The following is a 22,651-nucleotide window of genomic DNA, read 5'->3' as shown; positions in this document are numbered from 1 at the left end:
CCGCGCCTGTCAGCGCTGCGCGGTATCCGCCAGCGTGGCGGACACCATCCGCGTCATCGCTTCTTCATGCGCGTCGATCGGTTCGGCGGGGCTCGGCGACTCGCCCGATGCGGTCTCGAAGCGGGCGCCGCCTTCCAGGGTGCGGTGGACGGGGCAGCGATCGGCCATTTCCATGAGGCGCGCGCGCTGCTCCGCATCCAGCGCACCGTCGATCGCGATGCGCCGTGTGAAGAGATCCGGCGGCTCGATGCCCTTCTCCTTCATATGGCCCACGGCCGTGCGGATCCGCTCGACCGGCCATTGCTTGCGCTCGGCATAGAGGCGCAGCGTCATCGTCGTGCAGGCGGCAAGCGCCGCGCAAAGCAAGTCATAGGGCGTGGGTCCCGATCCCAGCCCGCCGACCGCCTCCGGCTCGTCGGCCAGGAAACGAATGCCGCCCGCGCGGATCGCCACCTGGAAACGGCCGCCGCCCGTCTCTTCGGCCACCACGTCGCGCTCCGATCCATCGCCGCGGGTTTCGTCCAGCGCCGGCAGATAGGGAGCGGCCCAGGCCGCGATCATCGCGGCCGCATGGTCTGCATCGGCACGATCGGTGAGCAGATGATCGGCCCGGTCCAGCGAGACGAAGCTCTTGGGATGACGCGCGGCGAGGAAGATGCGCGTGGCGTTGTCGATGCCGACCACATCGTCGAGCGGCGCGTGCATCACCAGCAGCGGGCGGTGCAATGCCGCGATCCTCGCACCGAGATCGTGCCGGCGCAGATCGTCTAGAAACGCCCTGCTGACCGTGAAGGGCCGTCCGCCGAGCGCCACTTGCGCCTGACCCTCGGCCTCGATCCGGGCAATGCCGTCCGGATCGAAATGGTGCAGGACATGGCTGACGTCGAACGGCGCGGCGAGCGTCGCCACGGCCTTCACCGAAGGCATGTCCACCGCCGCCGAGAGCACCGCCGCGCCGCCGAGACTGTGCCCGATCAGCAGCGAAGGCGCGATGCCGTCCGCCGCCATCGCCTCGGCCGCGGCCACGAGATCCTGCGTATCGGCGCCGAAGCCGCTCTCCGCCAGCGCGCCGCCGCTCTTGCCGATCCCCGCAAAGTCGAAGCGCAGCGTGCCGATGCCGAGCGCGGCCAGGGCGCGCGCGATGCGTACCGCCGCGATCCCATCCTTGCCGCAGGTGAAGCAATGGGCGAACAGCGCCCAGCCGCGCGTCCGGCCCTCGGGCAGCTCCAGGCGGCCCGAGAGCCTGTAGCCGGCCGGACTGTCGAAATCGAAGATGCGGGTGGGCATGGCGCGCTCCCGTCAGGCGAGCTGGGTGTGGATCGGCAGGCCCGCCTTGAGCGTCAGCGTGACCGGCGTGCGCTCGGCAATGTCCGCCAGACGCGCCGCCTGCTCGCCATCCACGCCCACCGGCGCAATCGTACGCTCGATCCGGCGATCCTCCGATCCGCCTGTCAGGCGCAGCGTCACCGTCACCGAGTCCAGCGGCCACTCCTTGCGGTCGGCATACATGCGCAAGGTGATCGCGGTGCAGGCGCCGAGGCTGGCGAGGAGCAGGTCATAGGGCGCCGGCCCCGCGCCGGCTCCGCCGAGCTTCGCGGGCTCGTCGGCGAGAATCTCGAAGCCGCTCACCTCGATCGAGGTGGCGTAGCGATCGCGGCCGATGGTCGCGGTTCCGTGGGTCATGTTCGGCTCCTGACGCTTGATCGGAACGCTCTTTGTCAGACTGGCGGGAGGAGAGAAAGCATCATGGCCGGTCTGCGGATAGTTGAACAGGTGCCGGGTCCGATCGACGCGTCATTCCTCCTCATCCCATAGCCATTCGGGCGGCTCGGGCTCGTCGCGTCCCGGCGGGGCGCAGCCATGGGTGCGCCAGTGGCGGCGGTGGAGATCATAGTCGGCGACGCGTTCGCGGGTCTCGGCGATGAGGGCGGCGGCTTCGTCGGGGTCGAGATCGGGGCGGGCGTTCAGTGACCAGCGCTGGTCGGGACAGCGGGAGAGCCAGAAGAGGATGGCCGTGAGCGAAGGCGGCTGCTCGACGCGGACCTGGGTGCGGATGATGTCGCCGTCGTCGTTCCGCAGGAGTTTCTCGCGAACATGGCTGTAGCCGGTGGCGCGGGCGAAGAGGGCGGCTTCGACGGCATCGTCTGCGACGTCTTTGGGAAGGCGCACGGCTTGGCCGAAGGCGGCGTGGCGGAGCGTCCATTGGCGGATGGTGGTGGTGGTGACGCCGAAGGCGCGGGCGAGATCGCGGTCGAGCGCGCCTTGTCCGGCCAGCGCGCGGGCCAAGGGCACGAAGGCAGGGTCGTAGCGCGCTACGGGTGCGGGCGGATCGGCGTCGATGGGTGCGACGAGGGGTGCGGTGATCGGATCCGGCAGAGGGGGGTGTATGCGATGAGGGAGGGTATCGCTTGCCGTCGGTTCGGCCATTTCATCCTCCCCCGCAGGGGGAGGGGGACCAGCCGCAGGCTGGTGGAGGGGCTCACCTCCACTGCGGGCGCGTCGCCTGTCATACGCGGGAACCCCTCCACCGTGCTCCGCACGGTCCCCCTCCCCCTGCGGGGGAGGATGATCGGCGAGAAACTGGAGGGGATCGGTATCGTCGGCCGGAGCATCCGCAGGAGCGAGCGCGTCGATGCGGGCGAACGTGTCGGCGTCGCCCGCCATCTCCGGTTCGCCGTCGATCGCAGCGCACCAGGCCTCATAGGCGACATGCTCGATCTCGCGGAGCGTCTCTTCGGTAGGCGTGAGATCGTCGGGTCCGGCCCGTCGTATCACCATCGGCGCGGCCCAGCGCTCGGGGCGGCGGATGCGCAGCCAGAAGGCGGCGGCCCTGTCGTTGGGCGGGACATGTTCGGTGACGGTGGTGCGGATCAGTTCGCCGTCCTTCAGGGCGAGCTGCTCGATCTCGCGGTCATGGCCGGTGGCCAGCCGGAACAGCGCGCGTTCGACGGCGGCGTCGGCCGCTTCGGGAGACAGGCGGCAGGCGGCGGCGAATTCGGGATGCTGCTGCTTCCAGGCGCGGATGGTCGTGAAGGATACGCCGAAGGCGGTGGCGAGATCCTTGTCGAGCGCGCCGCGCTCGGCGAGCGTGCGGGCGACGGGGATCAGGGCGGGGCTGTAGTCGGTCATGACAGCCAGGCTGGCATGGGTGCAGGGATTGCCGGGAGGGCAATCGCATATGAGGGGAGTTCGCCCATACGGCTGTCTGCCATATGCGATAGCCCTGCCCCTGCGGGAGAGGACGAAGCAGCGGCTTACGCTTCCGGGCGGCTCACGATCGCGATGCAGGTGGCCGGGGTGGTGCCCGGATTGCGCCAGGCGTGGTTGGTGTTGCGCTGGACGACGATGTCGCCGGGTTTCAGCGCTTCGCTGCCTTCGTCCAGCTCCAGCACGAGCTCCCCGTCGATCAGGATCAAGTAATCGATCGTCGGCGTCTTGTGGAAGCCATTCTCGTCGAGGCCCGGAATACCGGCGGCGAGCAGTGGCGCCATCTCGCTGTCCGGCGGGATCAGGATGTGGCGCGCGACGACATGGCCGACCGGAAAATCGAGCGAAAGCGCACTGCCGTCGGGTTCGTCGCCCAGCCAGTTCCGAGGGCTGGTTTCCCAGATGGCGCCCATTGGCGCGACATCTGCCACGGTGCGCAGGCGCGAACGTCCGTCCGGACCATTTTCGGTGATGATCCGCTTCACGTGCATCTCCCTTCTCTGTTCGTCAGTAGGATTTGGGCAGGCCCAGCGCCTTTTCCGCGATGTGGCACAGGATGAGGTGCTGGCTCACCGGCGCGGTGCGCGGGATCAGGCTTTCGCGCAGATAGCGCTCGACATGATATTCGGCGGCATAGCCCATGCCGCCCAGGGTCGAGATCGCGGTGTGGCATGCCTCGAACGCCGCCTCGGCCGCCAGATATTTGCCAGCATTGGCCTCGACGCCGCATTCCTTGCCGGCATCGAACAGGCTTGCCGCCTTCATCACCATCAGGTTCGCCGCCTCGAGCTGCGCCCAGCATTTGGCGAGCGGATGCTGGATCGCCTGGTTCATGCCGATCGGCCGGTTGAACACGATCCGTTCATTGGCGTAGCGCGATGCCTTGGCCAGCGCGGCGCGGCCGATGCCGATCGCCTCGGCGGCGATCAGGATCCGCTCCGGGTTCATGCCGTTGAGGATCAGCTTGAAGCCCTGCCCCTCCTCGCCGATCCGGTCCGCCTCGGGGATCCACAGATCCTCGATGAACAGCATGTTCGAATCGACGGCGTGGCGGCCCATCTTGTGGATCAGTTTCACGTCGATCTTCGACCGGTCGAAATCGGTATAGAAAAGAGTAAGGCCCTCGGTCTTCTTCCTGACCTCCTCCAGCGGCGTGGTGCGCGCGAGCAGCAGCATCTTGGTCGCCACCTGGGCGGTGGAGATCCAGATCTTCTCGCCCTTGACCAGATAGCCGCCGTCCTTCTTCTCGGCGCGGGTCTTGAGCTGAGTGGTGTTGAGGCCGGTATTGGGCTCGGTGACCGCGAAGCAGGCCTTGGCCTCGCCGCGGATCATCGGCGGCAGCATGCGCGCCTTCTGCTCCTCGGTGCCGGAAATGACCACCGGCTCGAGCCCGAAGACGTTGATGTGGACCGAGGAGGCGCCGGACATGCAGGCGCCGGATTCGGCGATCGCCTGCATCATCAGCGCCGCCTCGAGAATGCCGAGGCCCGACCCGCCGACGGATTCGGGCATGGCGATGCCGAGCCAGCCCGCATCGGCCAGCGACCGGTAGAAATCCTCCGGGAAGGTTCCGTCGCGATCCTTCTCCAGCCAATATTCGTCGCCGAACTGGGCGCAGTGCCGCAGGATGGCGTCTCGGATGCTCTGCTGGTCGTCGGTCAGTGTGAAATCCATGACGGGCTACGTCCCTTTCCCTGCGGGGCTATTCCATATCAACATCAACGACGGTCCTGCGTCCTCCCCATCAAAGATCGGGAGGGGGACCATGCGCAGCATGGTGGAGGGGAAATGCGCGGCTGCTGAAGAGCGCGCCTTCGGCCACTGTTCGGCATTTCCCCTCCACCAGCCTTCGGCTGGTCCCCCTCCCCAGCAAAGCTGGGGAGGATGAGGACCGTTCGCACGCAGTCCCTCGGCTATAGACAATCTCGGATATTGCCCGCAGGCGCTTATTGCGCGTAGGCTTCCTCGATATTGGGCGCGAACAGGTCCCAGCCTTCGGGCGCCGAGACCGAGCTTTCGTCCCAGAAGGCGCGCAGATGCCTGATCTTGCCGTTATCGTCGAACTCGGCATGCTCGATGATCGAGAGGTTGAGGCCCTGCTTCTTGTCGGGGATGCGCACCTCCATGGTGAAGCGCAAAATGCCCTGGTTGCCGCAGGCGCGAATTTCCTCGAGCCGCGGCGTCACCTGCCGCCCCTTGCCCTGATGCGCGAAATCCCAGAAGCCGCCGATGCCGGCATGGCCCCTGAAGGCCGGCGTTCCCACGGGATCCTCCAGCGTGCCATCCTCGGCGAACAGGGACAGAAGCAATTCCTTGTCCTTGCTGCCCCAGGCCTTGATATATTGCTCCAGCGCATGGCGGACCTGATCCGGCGTCGTGGGCATTTCGCACTCTCCTCTCTCGTGCCGGTGTCGGCACCTGACTCGCGATCGTGGCGGTTCGACGCAAACTCCTACAGCAATGATGATGTGGAGCAACCGCGATCCATTGTGTGATTTCGCCGATCGAAGCGCCCGGCATTGCGGAATCGCGTAACCCATGATTGAACTCGCCGCGCATCGCACCATCATGGTGTGCCCGCTCAAAACGACACGGAGGATGCCTTGACCGCCATGCGCCGTTTCCCCGCACAGCCCGACCGGCTGGGAGAAAATCCGCTCTGGAACGAGCGAACCGGACGCATCGATTGGATCGACGTGCTGGGCGAGACACAGTCATCCGCGTTGCCGGACGGATCCGACCTCCGGCGCGAGCCACTGCCCGGCGAGCCCGGCGGCTTCGCCTATCGCGAACAGGGCGGCCGCATCATGTCCTATCGCCGCCGGCTCGCCCTGCGCGAGGAGGACGGCAGCGAGCGAGACGTTCCACTGCCCCTGTTCGACGTCGAGCGGGAGCGATTCAACGATTGCGCCTGCGCTTCCCGGGGCCGGCTCTGGATCGGTACGATGGCGCCGGACTATCGCTCGCCCACCGGCGCCCTCTACCGGCTCGATCCGGACCTGAGCTTCCACCGCATGGACGAGGGCGTGATCATCTCCAACGGCATCGGCTGGAGCCCGGACGAGACGATCCTTTATTATTGCGACAGCGGGCGCGGCATCTTCGCCTATGATTATGACGTGGAGACGGGCAGCATCTCCAACCGGCGCAGCTTCGCGACGTTCGGCGCGGGCGACGGCTCGCCCGACGGCAGCGCCGTGGATGCGGACGGCCATCTCTGGGTCGCCATGGCGGGCGGGCGCCAGATCCTCCGTTTCGCGCCGGACGGCAGCATCGCGCTTCGGATCCCGATGACGGTCGATTTTCCGGCGAGCGTCTCCTTCGGCGGCAAAGGGCTCGAGACGCTCTTCATCACCTCGATGCTTCCCTTCGACGATACCCCGCCCGGCCCCGACGACGGCCTCGTCTTCGCGTTCGAGCCGGGCGTCGCCGGCCTGCCGATGCACCGCTTCCGCGGCTGAGCAGACCCGTCTGCGCGCGGCAGCGCGCGGGCGACGCCATGATCTCCTGGCTCTGGCCACGCATCAGCGGGGGAAGCCGCTGCGCGCTGTCCGTGAAAGATTGTGGCGGTGCCGCGGCCCCGCTCAGGCGACAGGGCGAACGAGGTTGGACGGGCCGGTCTCGAGCGGCTCCACCACGTCGCCGATCCGGATCTCACCGACTTCATCGGGGATCAGATTCTGGCCGAACATGATCCCGCCCTTCGCCATGCGGCCCATCCGGCGCAGCGTGGCAAGCGGCTCGTTGCCCTGGCCGGCGTCACCGCTGTCCGGATCCTGCGTCACGATCACGCAGCGCGAGCAGGGCTTGACCACGCGGAACGTCATCATGCCGATCCGCAGCCGCCGCCATTCGTCCTCGACCCAGGCATCCGCCCCTTCGACGACGATATTGGGCCGGAAGCGCCGCATCACCATCGGTTCTGGCAGCAGGGCATTGAGAGCGGCCAGCGATCCCTGGCTGGTGAGCAGCACGGGGAAACCGTCCGCGAAGCTCACCCGATCGTCCGGCGCGCCATAGGCGGCGTCCACCCGCCGTACATCGGGATCCGCCATGTGGACGAGGTGCATCTTCGCCCCAAGCGCTTCGCTGAGCCAGTCCGCCGCTTCCTGCGAAGCGAGCCGTGCGGGCACGTGATCGCGCCACACCGTCGCCTCCACCGCAGCCGCATCCGGCCCCGGACAGGCGACGTGCAACTCCCGCCCGGCGTGGCGCAGCACGAGGCCGTCGCCGGCCGGCAGCGCGGTGATTCCGGCCATTTGCGGCCGCTCGCGCCGCGTCACGAAGCGGCCCGCGGCATCGACCACCAGCCAGCGCCGATCGCCCGCCAGCCCGGTCCGCTCGATCGCCGCGGCCTCGAGGGATTCGCCCTGCAGGCTCTTGACGGGATAGCGGTGAAGGCTGGTGACGCGCATGCCCTCATAAGGCCCGCGCGCCGCGGGAATGCAAGTGTCAGCCGGGCAGGACCGCTTTCGGAAAGCCTTCCCAGACATGATCATAATCCGCCTGCATCAGCGGCGTTTCCATCGCCCAGCGCGTGGGGCGGATCACGTGGCGGCTCTCGAACATGAAGGCCATCGTCCCCTCGATCCGATGCGGCGCGAGCTCCGCCGCCACCGCGGCGCGATAGCTGGCGAGATCCGGCCCGTGGCCGTTCATCTGGTTGTGCAGCGAGGCGCCGCCGGGCAGGAAACCACCCTGCTTGGCATCGTAGCTGCCCTCGATCAGGCCCATATACTCGCTCATCACGTTGCGGTGGAACCAGGGCGGCCGGAAGGTCTCCTCCGCCACCATCCAGCGCGGCGGGAAGATCACGAAATCGCAGTTGGCCGTTCCCGGCGTGTCGCTGGGCGAGGTCAGCACCGTGAAGATCGAGGGATCGGGATGATCAAAGCTGACCGTGTTGATCGTATTGAAGCGCCTCAGATCGTAGCGCCGCGGCACGAGATTGCCGTGCCATGCCACCACGTCGAGCGGCGAGCGGTCGAGCATCGTGCGCCACAGCCGACCCTGGAATTTCTGGACGAGCTCGAACGGCGCCTCGACATCCTCGAACCAGGCCGTGGGCGTCTCGAAATCGCGCGGATTGGCGAGGCCGTTGGCGCCGATCGGGCCGAGATCGGGCAAGCGGAACGGCGCCCCGTAATTTTCGCAGACATAACCGCGTGCCGCGCCATCCGGCAGCTCCACCCGGAACCGCACGCCCCGAGGGACGAGCGCGATCTCCAGCGGCCCCACCGCGACTATGCCGAATTCGGTGCGCAGCCGCAGCGCGCCCTGCTGCGGGACGATCAGCAATTCGCCATCCGCCGAGAAGAAGGCGCGCCGTTCCATCGACGCGGTCGCCGCATAGCCGTGGATGGCGATGCCCCGCCCCGCGCCGACATCGCCATTGCCGCCATAGCTCACCAGCCCATCGACGAAATCGGTCGCCGCCGCGGGGATATCCAGCGGATCCCAGCGCAGCCTGTTGGGGCTCGGCGCCACCTCGTCGAACGGCGCGGAACGGAGCAGCGGCGCTCCCGCACAGGCTTCGAACGGCCCATGATCGGCAGACGGCCGCAGCCGGTACAGCCAGGAGCGGAGATTGTCCGCGCGCGGCGCCGTGAAGGCACTGCCCGAAAGCTGTTCGGCATAAAGGCCGAACGGCACCTTCTGCGGGCTGTTGCGCCCCACGGGCAAGGCGCCCGGCACCGCCTCGCTCGCGAAATGATTGCCGAAGCCAGACATCATGCCCGTCATCTCGCATCCTCAATTAGTTTCATTTGTTACTATATCGCCAGTTGCGCATTTGCTGTCAAATGATAGCTCCTCGCTGCATGGACGGGCCTGCCGAACTCCGCCTCGATCGCTTCCTGCCCTACCGGCTGTCGGTGGCGGCCAATCTGGTGAGCGATCGGATCGCCACCGCCTATCAGGCGCTGTTCGGCCTGCGCATCCCGGAATGGCGGCTGATCGCGGTGCTGGCGGAAAGCGGTCCGGTGACGCAGCAGGCGCTGGTCCAGCGCACGCGCATGGACAAGGTGACGGTCAGCCGCGCGGCGATCGCGCTGGTGACGCGCGGTCTCGTCGAGCGCACCCCACACGCGCATGACGCCCGCTCCCGCCTGCTCGCGCTCAGCGCCGACGGACGGGCGCTCTACGAAAAGGTCGTGCCCAAGGCCCTCGAGCTCGAGCAGCGCATGCTGGCGGGACTCAGCCCGGATGACGTCGCGAAGCTGTTCGTCCTGCTGGAGCGACTGGAGACGACGGCGCTGGAGGATGGCGATCCGATGTGATCCGCCGTCGCCCCTGCCAGCGCAGGACCGGCGGAATCAACCCCTTGCCGCAAACCAGGGCGCCATGCGCGCGATCGCATCCTCCACCCGGTCGGTCGAGACCGCGAAGCTGATCCGCAGGAAATGGCGCCCCTCGACGGGATCGAAATCCACCCCCGGCGCGGTCGCGACGCCGGTTTCCTCCAGCAGCCGGGTGCAGAAGGCGATGCTGTTGTCGGTGAGATGGCCGATATCGGCATAGATATAGAAGGCGCCGTCGGGCGGCGCGATGCGGCGCAGGCCCATGCCGGGCAGCGCGGCGAGCAGCAGGTCCCGGTTGCGCGCATAATTTGCGACATGCCCTTCCAGCTCGTCGCGGCAATCCATCGCGATCAGCCCGGCATGCTGGGCGAGCGAAGGCGGCGTCAGGAAGAGATTGCCCATCCGCGCGCGCGCCGCTTCGATCAGCGCCTCCGGTACCACCAGCCAGCCGAGCCGCCAGCCTGCCATGCTGAAATATTTGGAGAAGCTGTTGACGATCAGCGCGTCCGGTTCCTCCTCCAGCGCCGAAGCGGCCGGACCCACATAGCTGAGGCCGTGATAGATTTCGTCGGAGATCAGCCGGATGCCCCGCTGGCGGCAGACCGCAGCGATCGCCGCCAGCTCCGCGCGCGAGAGGATCGTGCCGGTCGGGTTTGCCGGGCTGGCGACGATCAACCCGTCGGGCGCGGGCTCCAGCGCCTCGACCGCCCGTGCGCTGATCTGGAACCGTTCGGTCTCGCCGCAGGGCAGCTCCACCGGCACCATGTGGAGGGCCTTCAGCGTGTTGCGGTAGGCGACATAGCCCGGCCGGGCGAGCGCCACCCGCGCACCTGGGCCGAACAGGCAGGACAGCGCCAGCACGAAAGCGGGCGATGCGCCGCAAGTCAGGATGATCCGCTCGGGATCGACCGCGATGCCGTGCCGTTCGTCATAGAGCGCTGCGATCCGCTCCTTGAGCTTCGGGCTTTCCCAATAGCCCATCGGATCGCTTTCCAGCACGCGATGCGCCGCCGCGATCGCCGCGGCCGGCGCGCCGGTCGAAGGCTGGCCAAACTCCATATGGATGATCGAGCGGCCTTCTGCCCCCAGCCGATGGGCAGTCCGGCTGATCGCGATGGCGTGGAACGGATCGATCTCGGCGGTCATCGCGGGCGCTTACCGGGCACGGGACGTGGAGGCAACTCGACCTGTTGCCCTCTCCCGCTTCGCTATCGGATTCACGCATCGGTTCGTGTCGCATTTTCCCCGTCATGCCAGCGGAAGCTGGCATCACTCTCGACAGGCAGCCGGATGACTGCACAGAGCGACCCCAGCTTCCGCTGGGGTGACGAAGAGGCGAAAAGCTTTCATCAACGATGAGTGAATCCCCTCCCTTGCAGGGAGGGGGAAACAAGCATCTCACACCATCTCGATGATCGTGACGTTGGCGATGCCGCCGCCCTCGCACATCGTCTGCAGGCCCCAGCGCAGGCCACGCGCCTTCAGGGCGTGGGTCAGCGTCGCCATCAGCTTGGCGCCGGTGCCACCCAGCGGGTGGCCGAGCGCGATGCCGCCGCCATTCACGTTGAGCTTCGCCGGATCGACGCCGGTCTGCTTGAGCCAGGCCAGCGGCACGCAGGCGAAGGCCTCGTTGACCTCGAACAGATCGATATCGTCGAGCTTCATGCCAGCCCGCTCGATCGCTCGGAAGGTGGCCGGGATCGGCTCCTCCAGCATGATCACCGGATTGCCGGCAGTGACGGTGAGATTGTGGATGCGGGCGAGCGGCTTGAGGCCGTGCGCCTTCAGCGCCCGCTCGCTGACGATCAGCGTCGCCGAGGCGCCGTCGGTCATCTGGCTGGCATTGGCGGCAGTGAGCGTGCCGCCCTCGCTGATCGGCTTCACCGCCGCCATCGCCTCCATCGACGCGTCGAAGCGCACGCCTTCGTCCTGGTCGAACACGCCATGCTCAGTGAGCACGGGCACGATCTCCTCCTTGAACGCGCCGGCCTGGATCGCCGCAGCGGCCTTGCGGTGACTGGCGAGCGCGAAGGCATCCATCTGCTCGCGGGTGAAGCCATATTTGTCGGCGATCATCTGCGCGCCGACGAACTGGCTGAACTCGGTGACGCCGTAGCGCTGCTTGATCGCATCGCTCCACGGCCCGGTGCCGAGCCCCGCCTCGGCCGCCAGCCGTACCGCCGACCCCATCGGCACGCGCGTCATGCTCTCGACACCGGAGGCGATTACCACGTCCTGCGTGCCGCTCATCACCGCTTGCGCGGCGAACTGGATCGCCTGTTGCGAGGAGCCGCACTGCCGGTCGATGGTCACCGCCGGCACGCTGTCCGGAAGCTTCGAGGCGAGCACGACGTTGCGGCCGAGCGCGAAGGTCTGCTCGCCGATCTGGGTGACGCAGCCGGTGATCACATCCTCGACGGCAGCCGGATCGATCCCGGTGCGATCGAGCAGCCCGTTGATCACGGCTGCGCCGAGATCGGCCGGATGCACGCCGGCCAGCGATCCCTTGCGCTTGCCGCCCGCGGACCGCAGCGCCTCGACGATATAGGCCTCAGCCATATTCACGCTCCTTCAGATGGAATGATAGGAAACCGTCGTCCTCCCCAGCTTTGCTGGAGAGGATGAAGATCATGCACCCGCGCGGACCGCCTGTTGCCAGGCCAGGGCCGCGAGTTCGGGAAAGACCTTCGCGCGCTCCTGCGCCTGCGCCGAGGCGGCGGTGCCGCGGATCGCGCGGCCCTTGATGCCGTGGAAGATCGCGGCGAGGCGGAAGAAGTTGAACGCGACGTAGAAATCATAGCCGGGCATCCCGTCGCGCCCGGTGCGCCGGCAATAGGCGGCGAGATAATCCGCCTCGCTCGGAATGCCGAGCGCGGCGATGTCCGCCCCGCCCAGCCCCGCCACGATATGCGGCGGCACGCGATACATCATCGCGTGATAGGCGAAATCGGCGCCGGGATGGCCGAGCGTCGACAGCTCCCAGTCCAGCACCGCGATCACGCGCGGTTCGCGGGGGTGGAAGATCATGTTGTCGCAGCGGAAATCGCCATGGACGATGCTGGTCTCGTCACCCGCCGGAATGTTCGCGGGCAGCCATTCGATCAGCCGGTCGAGATGCGAATCGCGGCCGGCATCGGCATCCTCCAGATACTGGCGCGACCAGCGGGCGATCTGCCGCTCGAAATAATTGCCCGGCCGGCCATAGTCGGCGAGGCCGATCGCGGCATAGTCGATGCTGTGCAGCCGCGCGATCGTCTCGTTCATCGCGTCGAAATGGGCCGCGCGGTCGGTGCGGGCGACGTCCGGGAAGGTCGCGTCCCAGACGATGCGCCCGTCCACCATGTCCATCACGTAGAACCAGGTGCCGATCACATCGTCGTCGGTGCACAGGCCGTGGACGTGCGGCACCGGAAAGCCCGCGCCGCCCAGCGCGCTCAGCACCTTGGCCTCGCGCTCCACCGCATGCGCGCCCTTGAGCAGCTGCCCCGGCGGCTTGCGGCGCAGCACATAGGAGCGGCCGGGCGTCACCAGCTTATAGGTGGGATTGGATTGTCCGCCCTTGAACTGCTCGACGGACAGCTGCCCGGCAAAGCCCTCGACATGGGCGGCCATCCATTCGGACAACCGCCCCGCATCGAAGCCATAGCCTTCGCGGACCGCCGTCGTGCCGGCATTTTCCGCGGCCGCGCCGCTCATTGCGCCTCGGCCTTGGCCTGATCGCGCTTGATCTTCTTGGCGAGGCTCCATTTGTGCACCTCGGTCGGACCGTCATAGATGCGGAAGGCCCGGATCTCGCGGAACACCTGCTCGACGATGGTGTCCTGGGTGACGCCGGTGCCGCCCATCACCTGCACGCAGCGATCGGCGACCCGCATCAGCGCCTCGGACACGGCGACCTTGGCCATCGAGCTTTCGGCCGTGCCGAGCGATCCGGTATCGAGCACGCCGGCGCACCAGTCGATCATCAGCTCGGCCTGCTTCAGGTCGATCAGATTTTCGGCCAGCATGAAGCCGACGCCCTCATGATCGATCAGCGTCTTGCCGAACGCCTTTCGCTTGCAGGCATAGGCCGTCGCGATCTCCTGCGCGCGGGTCGCCGCGCCGTGCCAGCGCATGCAATGCGACAGGCGCGCCGGGCTGAGCCGGATCTGGGCATATTGGAAACCCTCGCCGCTGTTGCCCAGCATCTGGTCCGCCGGCACGCGCAGATTGTCGATGGTGACGACGGCGTGGCCGCCGGGCATCGAGCTGTCGATGGTGTTGGGGATGCGCTCGATACGGATCGCCGGATCGGGCAGGTCGACCAGGAACATGCAGGCGCCGTCTGCCGACTTGGCCATGACGATGCCCACCTTTGCGCCCTGGCAGCCGGTGATGAACGCCTTGCGGCCGTTGATCACCCAGTGATTGCCGTCCTGGTGGCAGGTGGTGAGCATCATCGATGGATCGGAGCCCGCGCCATTGTCCGCGGCCGGCTCGGTCATGAAGAAGGCCGAGCGGGCGCGCCCTTCCACCATCGGCTTCAGGAAGCGTTCCTTGATCTCGGGGCTGCCGACCTTGCCGAGCAGGTACATATTGCCCTCGTCCGGCGCGTTGGTGTTCACCGCGAGCGGGCCGAGGATGGAGAGGCCGGATTTCTGCAGGACGATCGCCGTCTCGCGCTGCGAGAGATGGCTGCCATCGGGCAGGATGTGCGGGGTCAGCACTCCGGCCGCCCGCGCCTTCTCGCGCATCTCCCAGACGAGCTCGTCGGTCGGCGCGTCATGATGGTCGCGGCGCGGATCCTTCTCGTAGGGAATGACGACGTCGCGGACGAACGCCTCGACCTTCGCGGCGATCTCCGCCGTCTTCTCGGGGCCGACGCCGCTCATCGCGGAGCCATCCGGATGGCGCCGTCGAGGCGGATGACTTCGCCGTTCAGCATCGGATTGGCGATGATGCTCTCGACCAGCTGGGCATATTCCTCCGGCTTGCCGAGCCGGCTGGGATGCGGAACCTGCGTGCCGAGACTGTCCTGCGCGGCCTGCGGCAAGCCCATCAGCATCGGCGTCAGGAAGATGCCCGGTGCGATCGTGACGACGCGGATCTTGTGCTGCGCCAGATCGCGCGCGACCGGCAGGGTGAGGCCGACGACGCCGCCCTTCGACGCGGCATAGGCCGCCTGCCCGATCTGCCCGTCATAGGCGGCGACCGAGGCGGTGTTGACGATCACGCCGCGCTCCTCGCCGATCGGATCGGCCTCGCTGAGCTTCGCGGCGAATTTGGAAAGCACGTTGAACGTGCCGACGAGGTTGATCTCGACCGCCTTGCGGAAAGCGTCGAGCGGATGCGGCTTGGCCTCCTTGCCGACCGTCTTGATCGCCGGCGCGACGCCCGCGCAGTTGACCAGGATCCGGGCCACGCCATGGGCCGCCTCGGCAGCCGCGATACCCTGGGCGACGCTGTCGTCATCCGTCACGTTGACGGTGAAAAAGGCGCCGCCGATCGCGTCCGCCTGCGCCTGCCCCGCCTCGGCATTGAGATCGAAGATCGCGACCTTCGCCCCCCTCGCCGCCAGCATCTTCGCGGTCGCCCCGCCGAGGCCGGACGCCCCGCCGGTGACGATCGCCGCTACACCCGCCAAATCCATCAACGTCCTCCCTCGATCATATCCATGCATCGCCCCTGCCTGCGCGGGGCGACGGAAACATCACACCAGCTCGAGTGCCACCGCCGTCGCCTCGCCGCCACCGATGCAAAGGCTAGCGACGCCGCGCTTGCCGCCGCGCGCTTCGAGCGCGGCGAGCAGGGTCGCGATGATCCGCGCGCCGCTGGCGCCGATCGGATGGCCGAGCGCGGTCGCGCCGCCATTGACGTTGACCTTGTCCGCCGGAATGCCGAGCTCGCGCATCGCGATCATCGGGACCACGGCGAACGCCTCGTTGACCTCGAACAGGTCGACGTCGTCGACGCTCCAGCCCGCTTTCTCCAGCGCCTTGCGGATCGCCGGAACCGGCGCAGTCGTGAACAGCGCCGGATCATGCGCGTGCGCCGCCTGCCCCTTCACCTCGGCGACGATCGGCAGTCCGAGCTTTTCCGCCACGCTGCGGCGCGTCATCACCAGCGCGGCTGCGCCGTCCGAGATGGAGGCGGAGCTGGCGGCGGTGATCGTGCCGTCCTTTGCGAAAGCGGGCTTCAGCGACGGGATCTTGTCCGGCCTGGCGTTGCCCGGCTGCTCGTCGGTGTCGATGGTGACGCTGCCCTTGCGGGTCGTCACCTCGACGGGGACGATCTCCTTGGCGAAGGCGCCGCTGGCGATCGCCGCATTGGCGCGTTCGAGCGAGCGGACCGCATAGGCGTCCTGCTCCTCGCGGGTGAATTGATACTCGCGGGCCGTATCCTCGGCGAATGCGCCCATCGGCTTGCCGGGCTCATAGGCGTCCTCGAGCCCGTCGAGCATCATCGAATCATAGACCTTGTCATGACCGATGCGCGCGCCGCCGCGATGCTTGGTCAGCAGGAAGGGCGCATTGGTCATGCTCTCCATGCCGCCCGCGACGACGATGTCGACAGAGCCCGCGGCCAGCGCCTCGGCAGCCATGATCGCCGCCTGCATGCCGCTGCCGCACATCTTGTTGACTGTCGTCGCCTCGACCGAGCGGGGCAGGCCCGCGCCCAGCGCCGCCTGGCGGGCCGGCGCCTGGCCGAGACCGGCGGGCAGCACGCAGCCCATATAGATGCGCTCCACCACATCGCCGGCAACGCCGGCGCGCTCCACCGCAGCCTTCACCGCCGCCGCGCCGAGCTCGGTCGCGCTGGCGCCGGACAGGGCGCCCTGGAAGCCGCCCATTGGGGTGCGGGCATAGCTTGCGATAATTACGGGATCGTCGCTCATCGAAAATACTCCTGCGAGGAAGCGGCGATCCTTACCATCCATGCCGCATCGCTCACGCCGCTGGGTTTTTAAGCACTCGGAATAGTATCTACTGATGAGTAGATGGCGCGGGAGCGACCGGAAGTCAATTGCTCGCACATGCAAAAAACGGCGCCGTCGATGACGGCGCCGCAAGTCGAATTTCCCTGAATTGAACTTTCCCCTTCACGGGGAAGGGTGCTTGGCCGGCCTCAGCAATCCAGCGTGGCCTTGCGTTCCCAATCGGTCAGATGCCCGGTAAAGCTCGCCCACTCGCGCTGCTTGAGCTTGAGATAGGAGGGAATGAAGTCCCCGAACGCCGCGCCCAGCACCTCGGACGCTTCCAGCGCGCGCAAGGCATCGAGCAGGTTGAGCGGCAGCTTGCCGATCCCCGGTACCTTGTGCGCCTCGGTGTACATGTTGATGTCGAGGCGCGGGCCCGGATCGCGTTTCTCGACGATCCCGTCCAATCCCGCCGCCAGCACGGCGGCCTGGAGCAGATAGGGATTGGTCGCGCCATCGGCGAGCCGCAGTTCCAGCCGGCCGTCGTCCGGAATGCGGATCATGTGGGTGCGGTTGTTGCCGGTATAGCTGATCGAGTTGGGCGACCAGGTAGCACCGGACAGGGTCGGCGGCGCGTTGAGCCGCTTGTAGCTGTTGACCGTGGGATTGAGCAGCGCCGCGAGCGCCGGCGCGGAATGCATGAGCCCGCCGATGAAATGGTAGCCAAGCGCCGACAGGCCCAGCTCGCCGGCTTCGTCGGCAAAGAGATTGGTGTCGTCCTTCCACAGCGAGATATGGGCGTGACAGCCATTGCCCGTCAGGTTCGAGAAGGGCTTGGGCATGAAAGTCGCGCGCAGGCCGTGCTTCTCGGCGATCGACTTGACCATATATTTGAAGAAGGCGTGGCGATCGGCGGTGATCAGCGCGTGATCATATTCCCAGTTCATCTCGAACTGGCCGTTCGCATCTTCATGGTCGTTCTGGTACGGCTTCCAGCCGAGCGCGAGCATTGCATCGCAAATCTCTGTGATGACGTCATAACGGCGCATCAGAGCAAGCTGATCGTAACAAGGCTTTTCCTGGGCGTCGGCAGCGTCGGCGATCGCGCTGCCATCGGGCGTGATCAGGAAATATTCGCACTCGACGCCGGACTTCATCTCGAATCCGTGGTTCGCCGCCTCGGCGACCATCTTCTTGAGCAGATTGCGCGGCGCCTGTTCGACCGGCTTGCCCGACATCCACAGGTCGGCCGCCAGCCAGCCCACCTCCGGCTTCCACGGCAACTGGATCAGGCTGTCGGGGTCGGGAACGGCGAACAGATCGGGATGAGCCGGCGTCATGTCCAACCAGGTCGCGAAGCCGGCAAAACCCGCTCCGTTCTTCGCCATGTCCCCTATGGCCGATGCCGGCACCAGCTTGGCGCGCTGAGCGCCGAACAGATCGGTGTAGGAAATCAGGAAATATTTGATGTTCTGCTTCTTGGCCGCCGCTTCGAGATCGATCGCCATATCCTTGCCTTCCGCTGTGGCACGGAGGCGAAGGCCCCCGCCCCGCCCAAATGTTCAGAAGCCCCCTTGGCCCGGAATCCAGCTGGTGCCCGCCAGCGGCACCCGCGCCATCGCCGCCGCCTCGATGGTCAGCGCCACCAGGTCTTCCGGCTCGAGGTTGCGCAGATGGCTCTTGCCGCAGGCCCGCGCGATGGTCTGCGCCTCGAGCGTCAGCACCGCGAGATAGTTGGCCAGCCGCCGTCCGGCCGCGACCGGATCCAGCCGCGCCGCCAGGTCCGGGTCCTGGGTGGTGATGCCTGCCGGATCGCGTCCTTCCTGCCAGTCGTCATAGGCACCGGCAGTGGTGCCGAGCTTGGCATATTCCGCTTCGAGCGCCGGATCATTGTCGCCGAGCGCCACCAGCGCCGCCGTGCCGATCGAAACTGCGTCGGCGCCGAGCGCCAGCGCCTTGGCGACGTCGGCACCGTTGCGGATGCCGCCGGAGACGATGAGCTGCACCTTGCGATGCATGCCCAGTTCCTGCAGCGCCTCGACCGCCGGCCGGATCGCGGCGAGCGTGGGGATGCCGACATGTTCGATGAACACATCCTGCGTCGCCGCGGTACCGCCCTGCATGCCGTCCAGCACCACGACGTCGGCGCCTGACTTCACCGCCAGCGCCACGTCATAATAAGGCCGCGTCGCACCGACCTTGACATAAATCGGCTTCTGCCAATCGGTTATCTCGCGCAGTTCCTCGATCTTGATCTCGAGATCGTCCGGTCCCGTCCAATCAGGATGCCGGCAGGCCGAGCGCTGATCGATGCCCTTGGGCAGGGTCCGCATCGCCGCGACGCGATCGGAGATCTTCTGGCCGAGCAGCATCCCGCCGCCACCCGGCTTGGCGCCCTGGCCGATCACGATCTCGATCGCGTCGGCCTTGAGCATGTCAGCCGGATTCATTCCGTAGCGCGAGGGCAGATATTGGTAGACGAGCGTCTGCGAATGGCCGCGCTCTTCCGGCGTCATGCCGCCGTCGCCGGTGGTGGTCGACGTGCCGGCGATCGTCGCGCCGCGGCCGAGCGCCTCCTTCGCCTGGGCGGAGAGCGAGCCGAAGCTCATGCCCGCGATGGTGATCGGCGTCTTGAGATGGATCGGCTTCTTGGCGAAGCGCGTGCCGAGGATCACATCGGTTGCGCACTTCTCTCGATAACCTTCGAGAGGATAACGGGAAATAGACGCACCGAGGAACAGCAGATCGTCGAAATGCGGCAGCGCCCGCTTCGCACCCGCGCCGCGGATGTCATAGATGCCGGTCGCTGCCGCGCGACGGATCTCGGAGAGGGTGTAATCGTCAAAGGTGGCGCTGCGCCGCGGGACGGTGCGCGGGATGTCGGTGGTGTCCATCAATAGGCCCCCGCATGATCGACATGGAAATTGTAGAGGGTGCGGGCCGAGCCGTAGCGGCGGAAATCCTCCACCTTCACCGCGCCGTCGAGGCCCGCCGCGTCGAGCAGCCGACGCAGTTCGGCGCGATGCTCGTCGCGCAGTTCCTTCTCGATGCAGTCCGCGCCGAGGCTCTTCACCTCCCCGCGGACATAGAGCCGGGCCTCGTAGATGGAATCGCCCAGCGCATCGCCCGCATCACCGAGCACGACCAGCGCACCGGACTGCGCCATGAAGGCGCTCATCGGCCCGATCGAGCCTTTCACGACGATATCGACACCCTTCATCGACGTGCCGCAGCGGGCGGAGGCATTGCCGTCGATCACCAGCAGGCCGCCATGGGCGGTCGCGCCCGCGGACTGGCTGGCATCGCCGAGCACATGGATCCGGCCGGACATCATGTTCTCGCCCACGCCGACGCCGGCATTGCCCTCGACGACGATGGTCGCCTGACGGTTCATGCCGCCGCAATAATAGCCGGCATGGCCGGCGATCTCCACGGTCACGGGCACGTCCAGCCCCACCGCCAGCGCATGCTGGCCGCCGGGATTCTCGACCCGCCAGAGTGTCTCGTTGGTATCAGGCGCCAGCGCGTGCAAGCTTTCGTTGAGCGCCCGCTTGCTGGTCACGGCGAGGTCGACGACCGGCATCAGTTGCGCTCCCATGCATAGACGCGGGCGGGTTCGGGCTCGAACACCTTGGCCTTCTCGACCCCGGGCAGCCCGGCGAGCGCGCGGTACTCCGACGCGAAGGCGACGTAATCGTCGGTTTCCGCCATCACTGCCGGCTTGCAGGAGATCGGATCGCGCACCACGGCGAAGCCGTTTTCGGTGCCGACGACGAAGGTGAAGAAGCCGTCCAGATCCTCGAGGCCGGCTTCCAGCGCCTCGGCCAGGCTGGCGCCCTCGCGCATCTTCCAGCTGAGATAGCCTGCTGCGACCTCGCTGTCGTTCTCGGTGGTGAAGGCGATGCCCTCCCGCGTCAGCATCCGGCGCAGGCTGCTGTGGTTGGACAGCGAGCCATTATGCACCAGGCACTGGTCCGGCCCGGTCGAGAAGGGATGTGCGCCCGCGGTGGTGACGGCGCTTTCCGTCGCCATGCGCGTGTGGCCGATGCCGTGCGTGCCGGACATGCCGGCCAGATCGAAACGGCGCGCGACGTCGCCCGGCAGGCCGACTTCCTTGTAGAGCTCGATGCGCTTGCCGGATCCGGTCACCGCCAGATCGGGGCGCTCGGCGGCGAGCCAGGCGCGGGCCGCCGCTTCCTGCGCGGTGGCGAGGCCCAGCACCACATGGCTGTCGTTCGGCGACTCCGTCACCGGCGTGCCGATCGCGGCCGCCAGCGCATCGCCCACGCCGGCCAGCGCGGGGCCGCGCACGGTGAGCTTGACGATCCCGTCGTCACCCGTGCCGTACACCGCGAAACCCGCACTGTCGGGTCCGCGATCCGACATGACCTCCAGCATGGTGGCCAGCATGGCGCCGAGCTTCGGCTCCAGCGCTTTGTCCTTCAGGAATAATCCAACGATTCCGCACATGCGCGCCTCCTGCCCCGATGCTTAGGGGTCAGGCCGCGCAGCTGTCAATCCTGGAGAATTAATTTTTCTCCGCAGGAAAGTATCGGCGGGATAGGATCACCCCGCGCTGCGCGGATAGATGATGATCGAAAGATAGCGCATGGGATGCTTCAGCAACTCCTCCGGCCCATGGCGCGCTCCGGAATCGAACATCATCGTGTCGCCGGGATGGAGGTGGTAGGACGCGCTGCCATGCTGATAGGTCATCTCGCCTTCCAGCATGTGGATGATCTCGACGCCGGCATGACTGAAGCTGGTATAAGGCTGCGCGCCTTCCTCCAGCGTGATCAGATAGGGTTCGACGACGACGTCGCCGCGCGGCAGGTGGCCGAGCAGCTGATAGGTATGGCCGGCCTTGGTGCCGCGCCGCTCGATCGTGACGCCCCGCCCGGCCGGCACGAAGGAGCAATCCTGCCGTTCCTCCACCGAGGCGAACAGCGAGGAGATCGGCACGGACAGCGCGGTCGCGAGCGCGTTGAGCGTGGTCAGCGAAGGCGAGATCAGGCCATTCTCGATTTTCGAGAGCATGCCCAGCGAGATGCCCGCCGCCGCCGCGAGATCGGCGACCGAAAGATCCTGCTTGCGGCGCAGCAGCCGGATCTGCACGCCCAGCGCCCGCTCCAGCACGCGCGCCTCGCTGCTCGGCGCGCTCGATCCGGTCCGCAGCTCCTCGATTTCCGCCGCCGCCGCCTCGATCGTCTTGGTCCGCTTCGCCATCAACCTGCCCTGCCGCCTCCCGTTGCGGAACTTTTACGCAAATCACCCCTGCCAGCCAGCGCCGGCATGATGCATTTGAGGGCATTGCGCCGGTTTTGCAAAGGTTCAGCTCGCAGGGGTAGCCAGCCTGCGGATCAATCCCGGAAGACGACGGTGGTGGAGCCGTTGAGCAGGGCGCGGCCTTCGAGGTGGAAGCCGACGGCGCGGGCGAGCACGCGGCGCTCGATGTCGCGGCCCTTGCGGACGAGATCCTCGGGGCTGTCATTGTGGCTGACGCGTTCGACGTCCTGCTCGATGATCGGGCCTTCGTCGAGGTCCGCGGTCACATAATGCGCCGTCGCCCCGATCAGCTTCACGCCGCGCGCATGGGCCTGGTGATAGGGCTTGGCGCCCTTGAAACCGGGCAGGAAGCTGTGATGGATGTTGATGCAGCGGCCCGACAGATAGGCGGCGAGATCGTCCGACAGGATCTGCATGTAGCGCGCCAGCACGATCAGCTCCGCGCCCGTCCGCTCGACCACCGCCTTGATCTGCGCTTCCTGCTGCGGCTTGGTCTCCCTGGTGATCGGCAGGTGATGGAAGGGGATGCCGCCGAAATCGATGCCCGCATAGGTTTCGAAGCCATGGTTGGAGACGATCCCGACGATATCCATCGCCAGCTCCCCGATCCGCCAGCGATAGAGCAGGTCGACCAGGCAATGATCGAATTTCGAGACCAGGATCAGCACCTTCTTGCGCCGGTCGTTCGGGCTCAGCGCCCATTCCATGCCATGCTCCGCCGCGATCGGCGCAAAATCCGCCTCGACCTTCGCCACCTCCCCGCCCTCCGGCAGGTTGAACACCGTCCGCATGAAGAACCGGCCGGACACTATGTCGTCGAACTGGTTCGCCTCGAGGATGTTGCCGCCATGCGAGAACAGCATCGTCGCGACCTTGGCGACGATGCCCGGACGATTCGGGCACGACAAAGTGAGAATATAGCTCGCCTGGGCCATAGCATCTTCCATCATGATGGCGCGCCGTC

The 22,651-nt window shown here is 67.0% G+C and carries 22 protein-coding genes; 2 read left to right on the top strand and 20 right to left on the bottom strand.

What is annotated here, in order from left to right; genetic code table 11:
- Positions 1-9: 9 nt before the first annotated feature.
- The 6 genes from GQY20_RS10350 to GQY20_RS10325 all read right to left on the bottom strand — a co-directional run bounded on the left by GQY20_RS10350 (position 10) and on the right by GQY20_RS10325 (position 5,591).
- Complete coding sequence (locus tag GQY20_RS10350; RefSeq protein ID WP_157217003.1) at positions 10-1,287, bottom strand: bifunctional alpha/beta hydrolase/OsmC family protein; 1,278 nt, start codon at positions 1,285-1,287, stop codon at positions 10-12.
- Between the two features lie 12 nt (positions 1,288-1,299).
- Positions 1,300-1,683, bottom strand: a complete 384-nt coding sequence (locus GQY20_RS10345) for an OsmC family protein (protein ID WP_157217002.1) — start codon at positions 1,681-1,683, stop codon at positions 1,300-1,302.
- A gap of 111 nt (positions 1,684-1,794) precedes the next feature.
- On the bottom strand, positions 1,795-3,129 hold the full coding sequence (locus GQY20_RS10340; RefSeq protein WP_157217001.1) for a hypothetical protein: 1,335 nt from the start codon (positions 3,127-3,129) through the stop codon (positions 1,795-1,797).
- Positions 3,130-3,254: 125 nt separating this feature from the next.
- On the bottom strand, positions 3,255-3,692 hold the full coding sequence (locus GQY20_RS10335) for a cupin domain-containing protein (protein WP_232475987.1): 438 nt from the start codon (positions 3,690-3,692) through the stop codon (positions 3,255-3,257).
- 22 nt (positions 3,693-3,714) lie between these two features.
- Complete coding sequence (locus tag GQY20_RS10330) at positions 3,715-4,881, bottom strand: acyl-CoA dehydrogenase family protein (protein ID WP_157216999.1); 1,167 nt, start codon at positions 4,879-4,881, stop codon at positions 3,715-3,717.
- 272 nt (positions 4,882-5,153) lie between these two features.
- Positions 5,154-5,591: a nuclear transport factor 2 family protein gene (locus tag GQY20_RS10325; protein ID WP_157216998.1), complete on the bottom strand. Its 438-nt coding sequence runs from the start codon at positions 5,589-5,591 to the stop codon at positions 5,154-5,156.
- A 228-nt stretch (positions 5,592-5,819) separates the two neighbouring features.
- Here GQY20_RS10325 and GQY20_RS10320 point away from each other — a divergent pair, with 228 nt between their 5' ends.
- The gene (locus GQY20_RS10320; RefSeq protein ID WP_232476016.1) at positions 5,820-6,668 is read left to right on the top strand and encodes an SMP-30/gluconolactonase/LRE family protein; all 849 of its coding nucleotides are present in this window, start codon (positions 5,820-5,822) and stop codon (positions 6,666-6,668) included.
- Between the two features lie 123 nt (positions 6,669-6,791).
- Here the strand turns inward: GQY20_RS10320 and GQY20_RS10315 are convergent, their stop codons facing one another.
- On the bottom strand, positions 6,792-7,622 hold the full coding sequence (locus tag GQY20_RS10315; protein ID WP_157216996.1) for an MOSC domain-containing protein: 831 nt from the start codon (positions 7,620-7,622) through the stop codon (positions 6,792-6,794).
- 37 nt (positions 7,623-7,659) lie between these two features.
- Positions 7,660-8,940, bottom strand: a complete 1,281-nt coding sequence (hmgA, locus tag GQY20_RS10310; protein ID WP_232476015.1) for a homogentisate 1,2-dioxygenase — start codon at positions 8,938-8,940, stop codon at positions 7,660-7,662.
- 86 nt (positions 8,941-9,026) lie between these two features.
- Between hmgA and GQY20_RS10305 the strand changes: the two genes are divergently transcribed.
- Positions 9,027-9,485: a MarR family winged helix-turn-helix transcriptional regulator gene (locus GQY20_RS10305; RefSeq protein ID WP_157216995.1), complete on the top strand. Its 459-nt coding sequence runs from the start codon at positions 9,027-9,029 to the stop codon at positions 9,483-9,485.
- A gap of 36 nt (positions 9,486-9,521) precedes the next feature.
- Here GQY20_RS10305 and GQY20_RS10300 read toward each other — a convergent pair whose 3' ends face one another.
- From GQY20_RS10300 to purU, 12 genes are all read right to left on the bottom strand, one after another.
- A complete protein-coding gene (locus GQY20_RS10300) occupies positions 9,522-10,652 on the bottom strand; it encodes an aminotransferase class I/II-fold pyridoxal phosphate-dependent enzyme (protein WP_157216994.1) in 1,131 nt (376 codons plus the stop codon).
- Between the two features lie 252 nt (positions 10,653-10,904).
- Positions 10,905-12,065 carry an acetyl-CoA C-acetyltransferase gene (locus tag GQY20_RS10295; protein ID WP_157216993.1) on the bottom strand — a complete coding sequence of 387 codons (1,161 nt, stop codon included), beginning with the start codon at positions 12,063-12,065 and terminating at the stop codon, positions 10,905-10,907.
- A gap of 69 nt (positions 12,066-12,134) precedes the next feature.
- Positions 12,135-13,202, bottom strand: a complete 1,068-nt coding sequence (locus GQY20_RS10290) for a phosphotransferase (RefSeq protein ID WP_157216992.1) — start codon at positions 13,200-13,202, stop codon at positions 12,135-12,137.
- A complete protein-coding gene (locus GQY20_RS10285) occupies positions 13,199-14,377 on the bottom strand; it encodes an acyl-CoA dehydrogenase family protein (RefSeq protein ID WP_157216991.1) in 1,179 nt (392 codons plus the stop codon). Before GQY20_RS10285 ends, GQY20_RS10290 begins: the two co-directional genes overlap by 4 nt.
- Positions 14,374-15,135 (bottom strand): SDR family NAD(P)-dependent oxidoreductase, encoded by a 762-nt coding sequence (locus GQY20_RS10280; RefSeq protein ID WP_157216990.1) that lies wholly within the window; start codon positions 15,133-15,135, stop codon positions 14,374-14,376. The genes GQY20_RS10285 and GQY20_RS10280 overlap by 4 nt, the downstream gene beginning before the upstream one ends.
- A 60-nt stretch (positions 15,136-15,195) precedes the next feature.
- Positions 15,196-16,380 carry an acetyl-CoA C-acyltransferase gene (locus GQY20_RS10275; protein ID WP_157216989.1) on the bottom strand — a complete coding sequence of 395 codons (1,185 nt, stop codon included), beginning with the start codon at positions 16,378-16,380 and terminating at the stop codon, positions 15,196-15,198.
- Positions 16,381-16,610: 230 nt separating this feature from the next.
- On the bottom strand, positions 16,611-17,909 hold the full coding sequence (glnT, locus tag GQY20_RS10270; protein ID WP_157216988.1) for a type III glutamate--ammonia ligase: 1,299 nt from the start codon (positions 17,907-17,909) through the stop codon (positions 16,611-16,613).
- A 54-nt stretch (positions 17,910-17,963) separates the two neighbouring features.
- Entirely contained in the window at positions 17,964-19,295 is a 1,332-nt protein-coding gene (locus tag GQY20_RS10265; protein WP_157216987.1) for an FMN-binding glutamate synthase family protein, read from the bottom strand.
- Positions 19,295-19,984, bottom strand: a complete 690-nt coding sequence (locus GQY20_RS10260) for a GltB/FmdC/FwdC-like GXGXG domain-containing protein (protein WP_157216986.1) — start codon at positions 19,982-19,984, stop codon at positions 19,295-19,297. Before GQY20_RS10260 ends, GQY20_RS10265 begins: the two co-directional genes overlap by 1 nt.
- Positions 19,984-20,871 carry a class II glutamine amidotransferase gene (locus GQY20_RS10255; protein ID WP_157216985.1) on the bottom strand — a complete coding sequence of 296 codons (888 nt, stop codon included), beginning with the start codon at positions 20,869-20,871 and terminating at the stop codon, positions 19,984-19,986. Before GQY20_RS10255 ends, GQY20_RS10260 begins: the two co-directional genes overlap by 1 nt.
- Before the next feature lie 96 nt (positions 20,872-20,967).
- Complete coding sequence (locus GQY20_RS10250; protein WP_157216984.1) at positions 20,968-21,627, bottom strand: helix-turn-helix domain-containing protein; 660 nt, start codon at positions 21,625-21,627, stop codon at positions 20,968-20,970.
- A 134-nt stretch (positions 21,628-21,761) separates the two neighbouring features.
- Positions 21,762-22,637 (bottom strand): formyltetrahydrofolate deformylase, encoded by an 876-nt coding sequence (gene purU / locus GQY20_RS10245; RefSeq protein ID WP_408641073.1) that lies wholly within the window; start codon positions 22,635-22,637, stop codon positions 21,762-21,764.
- Positions 22,638-22,651: the final 14 nt, after the last annotated feature.

The organism is Flavisphingomonas formosensis (assembly GCF_009755815.1).
Classification (GTDB): domain Bacteria; phylum Pseudomonadota; class Alphaproteobacteria; order Sphingomonadales; family Sphingomonadaceae; genus Flavisphingomonas; species Flavisphingomonas formosensis.
This window is presented reverse-complemented; position numbering and strand designations above follow the sequence as displayed.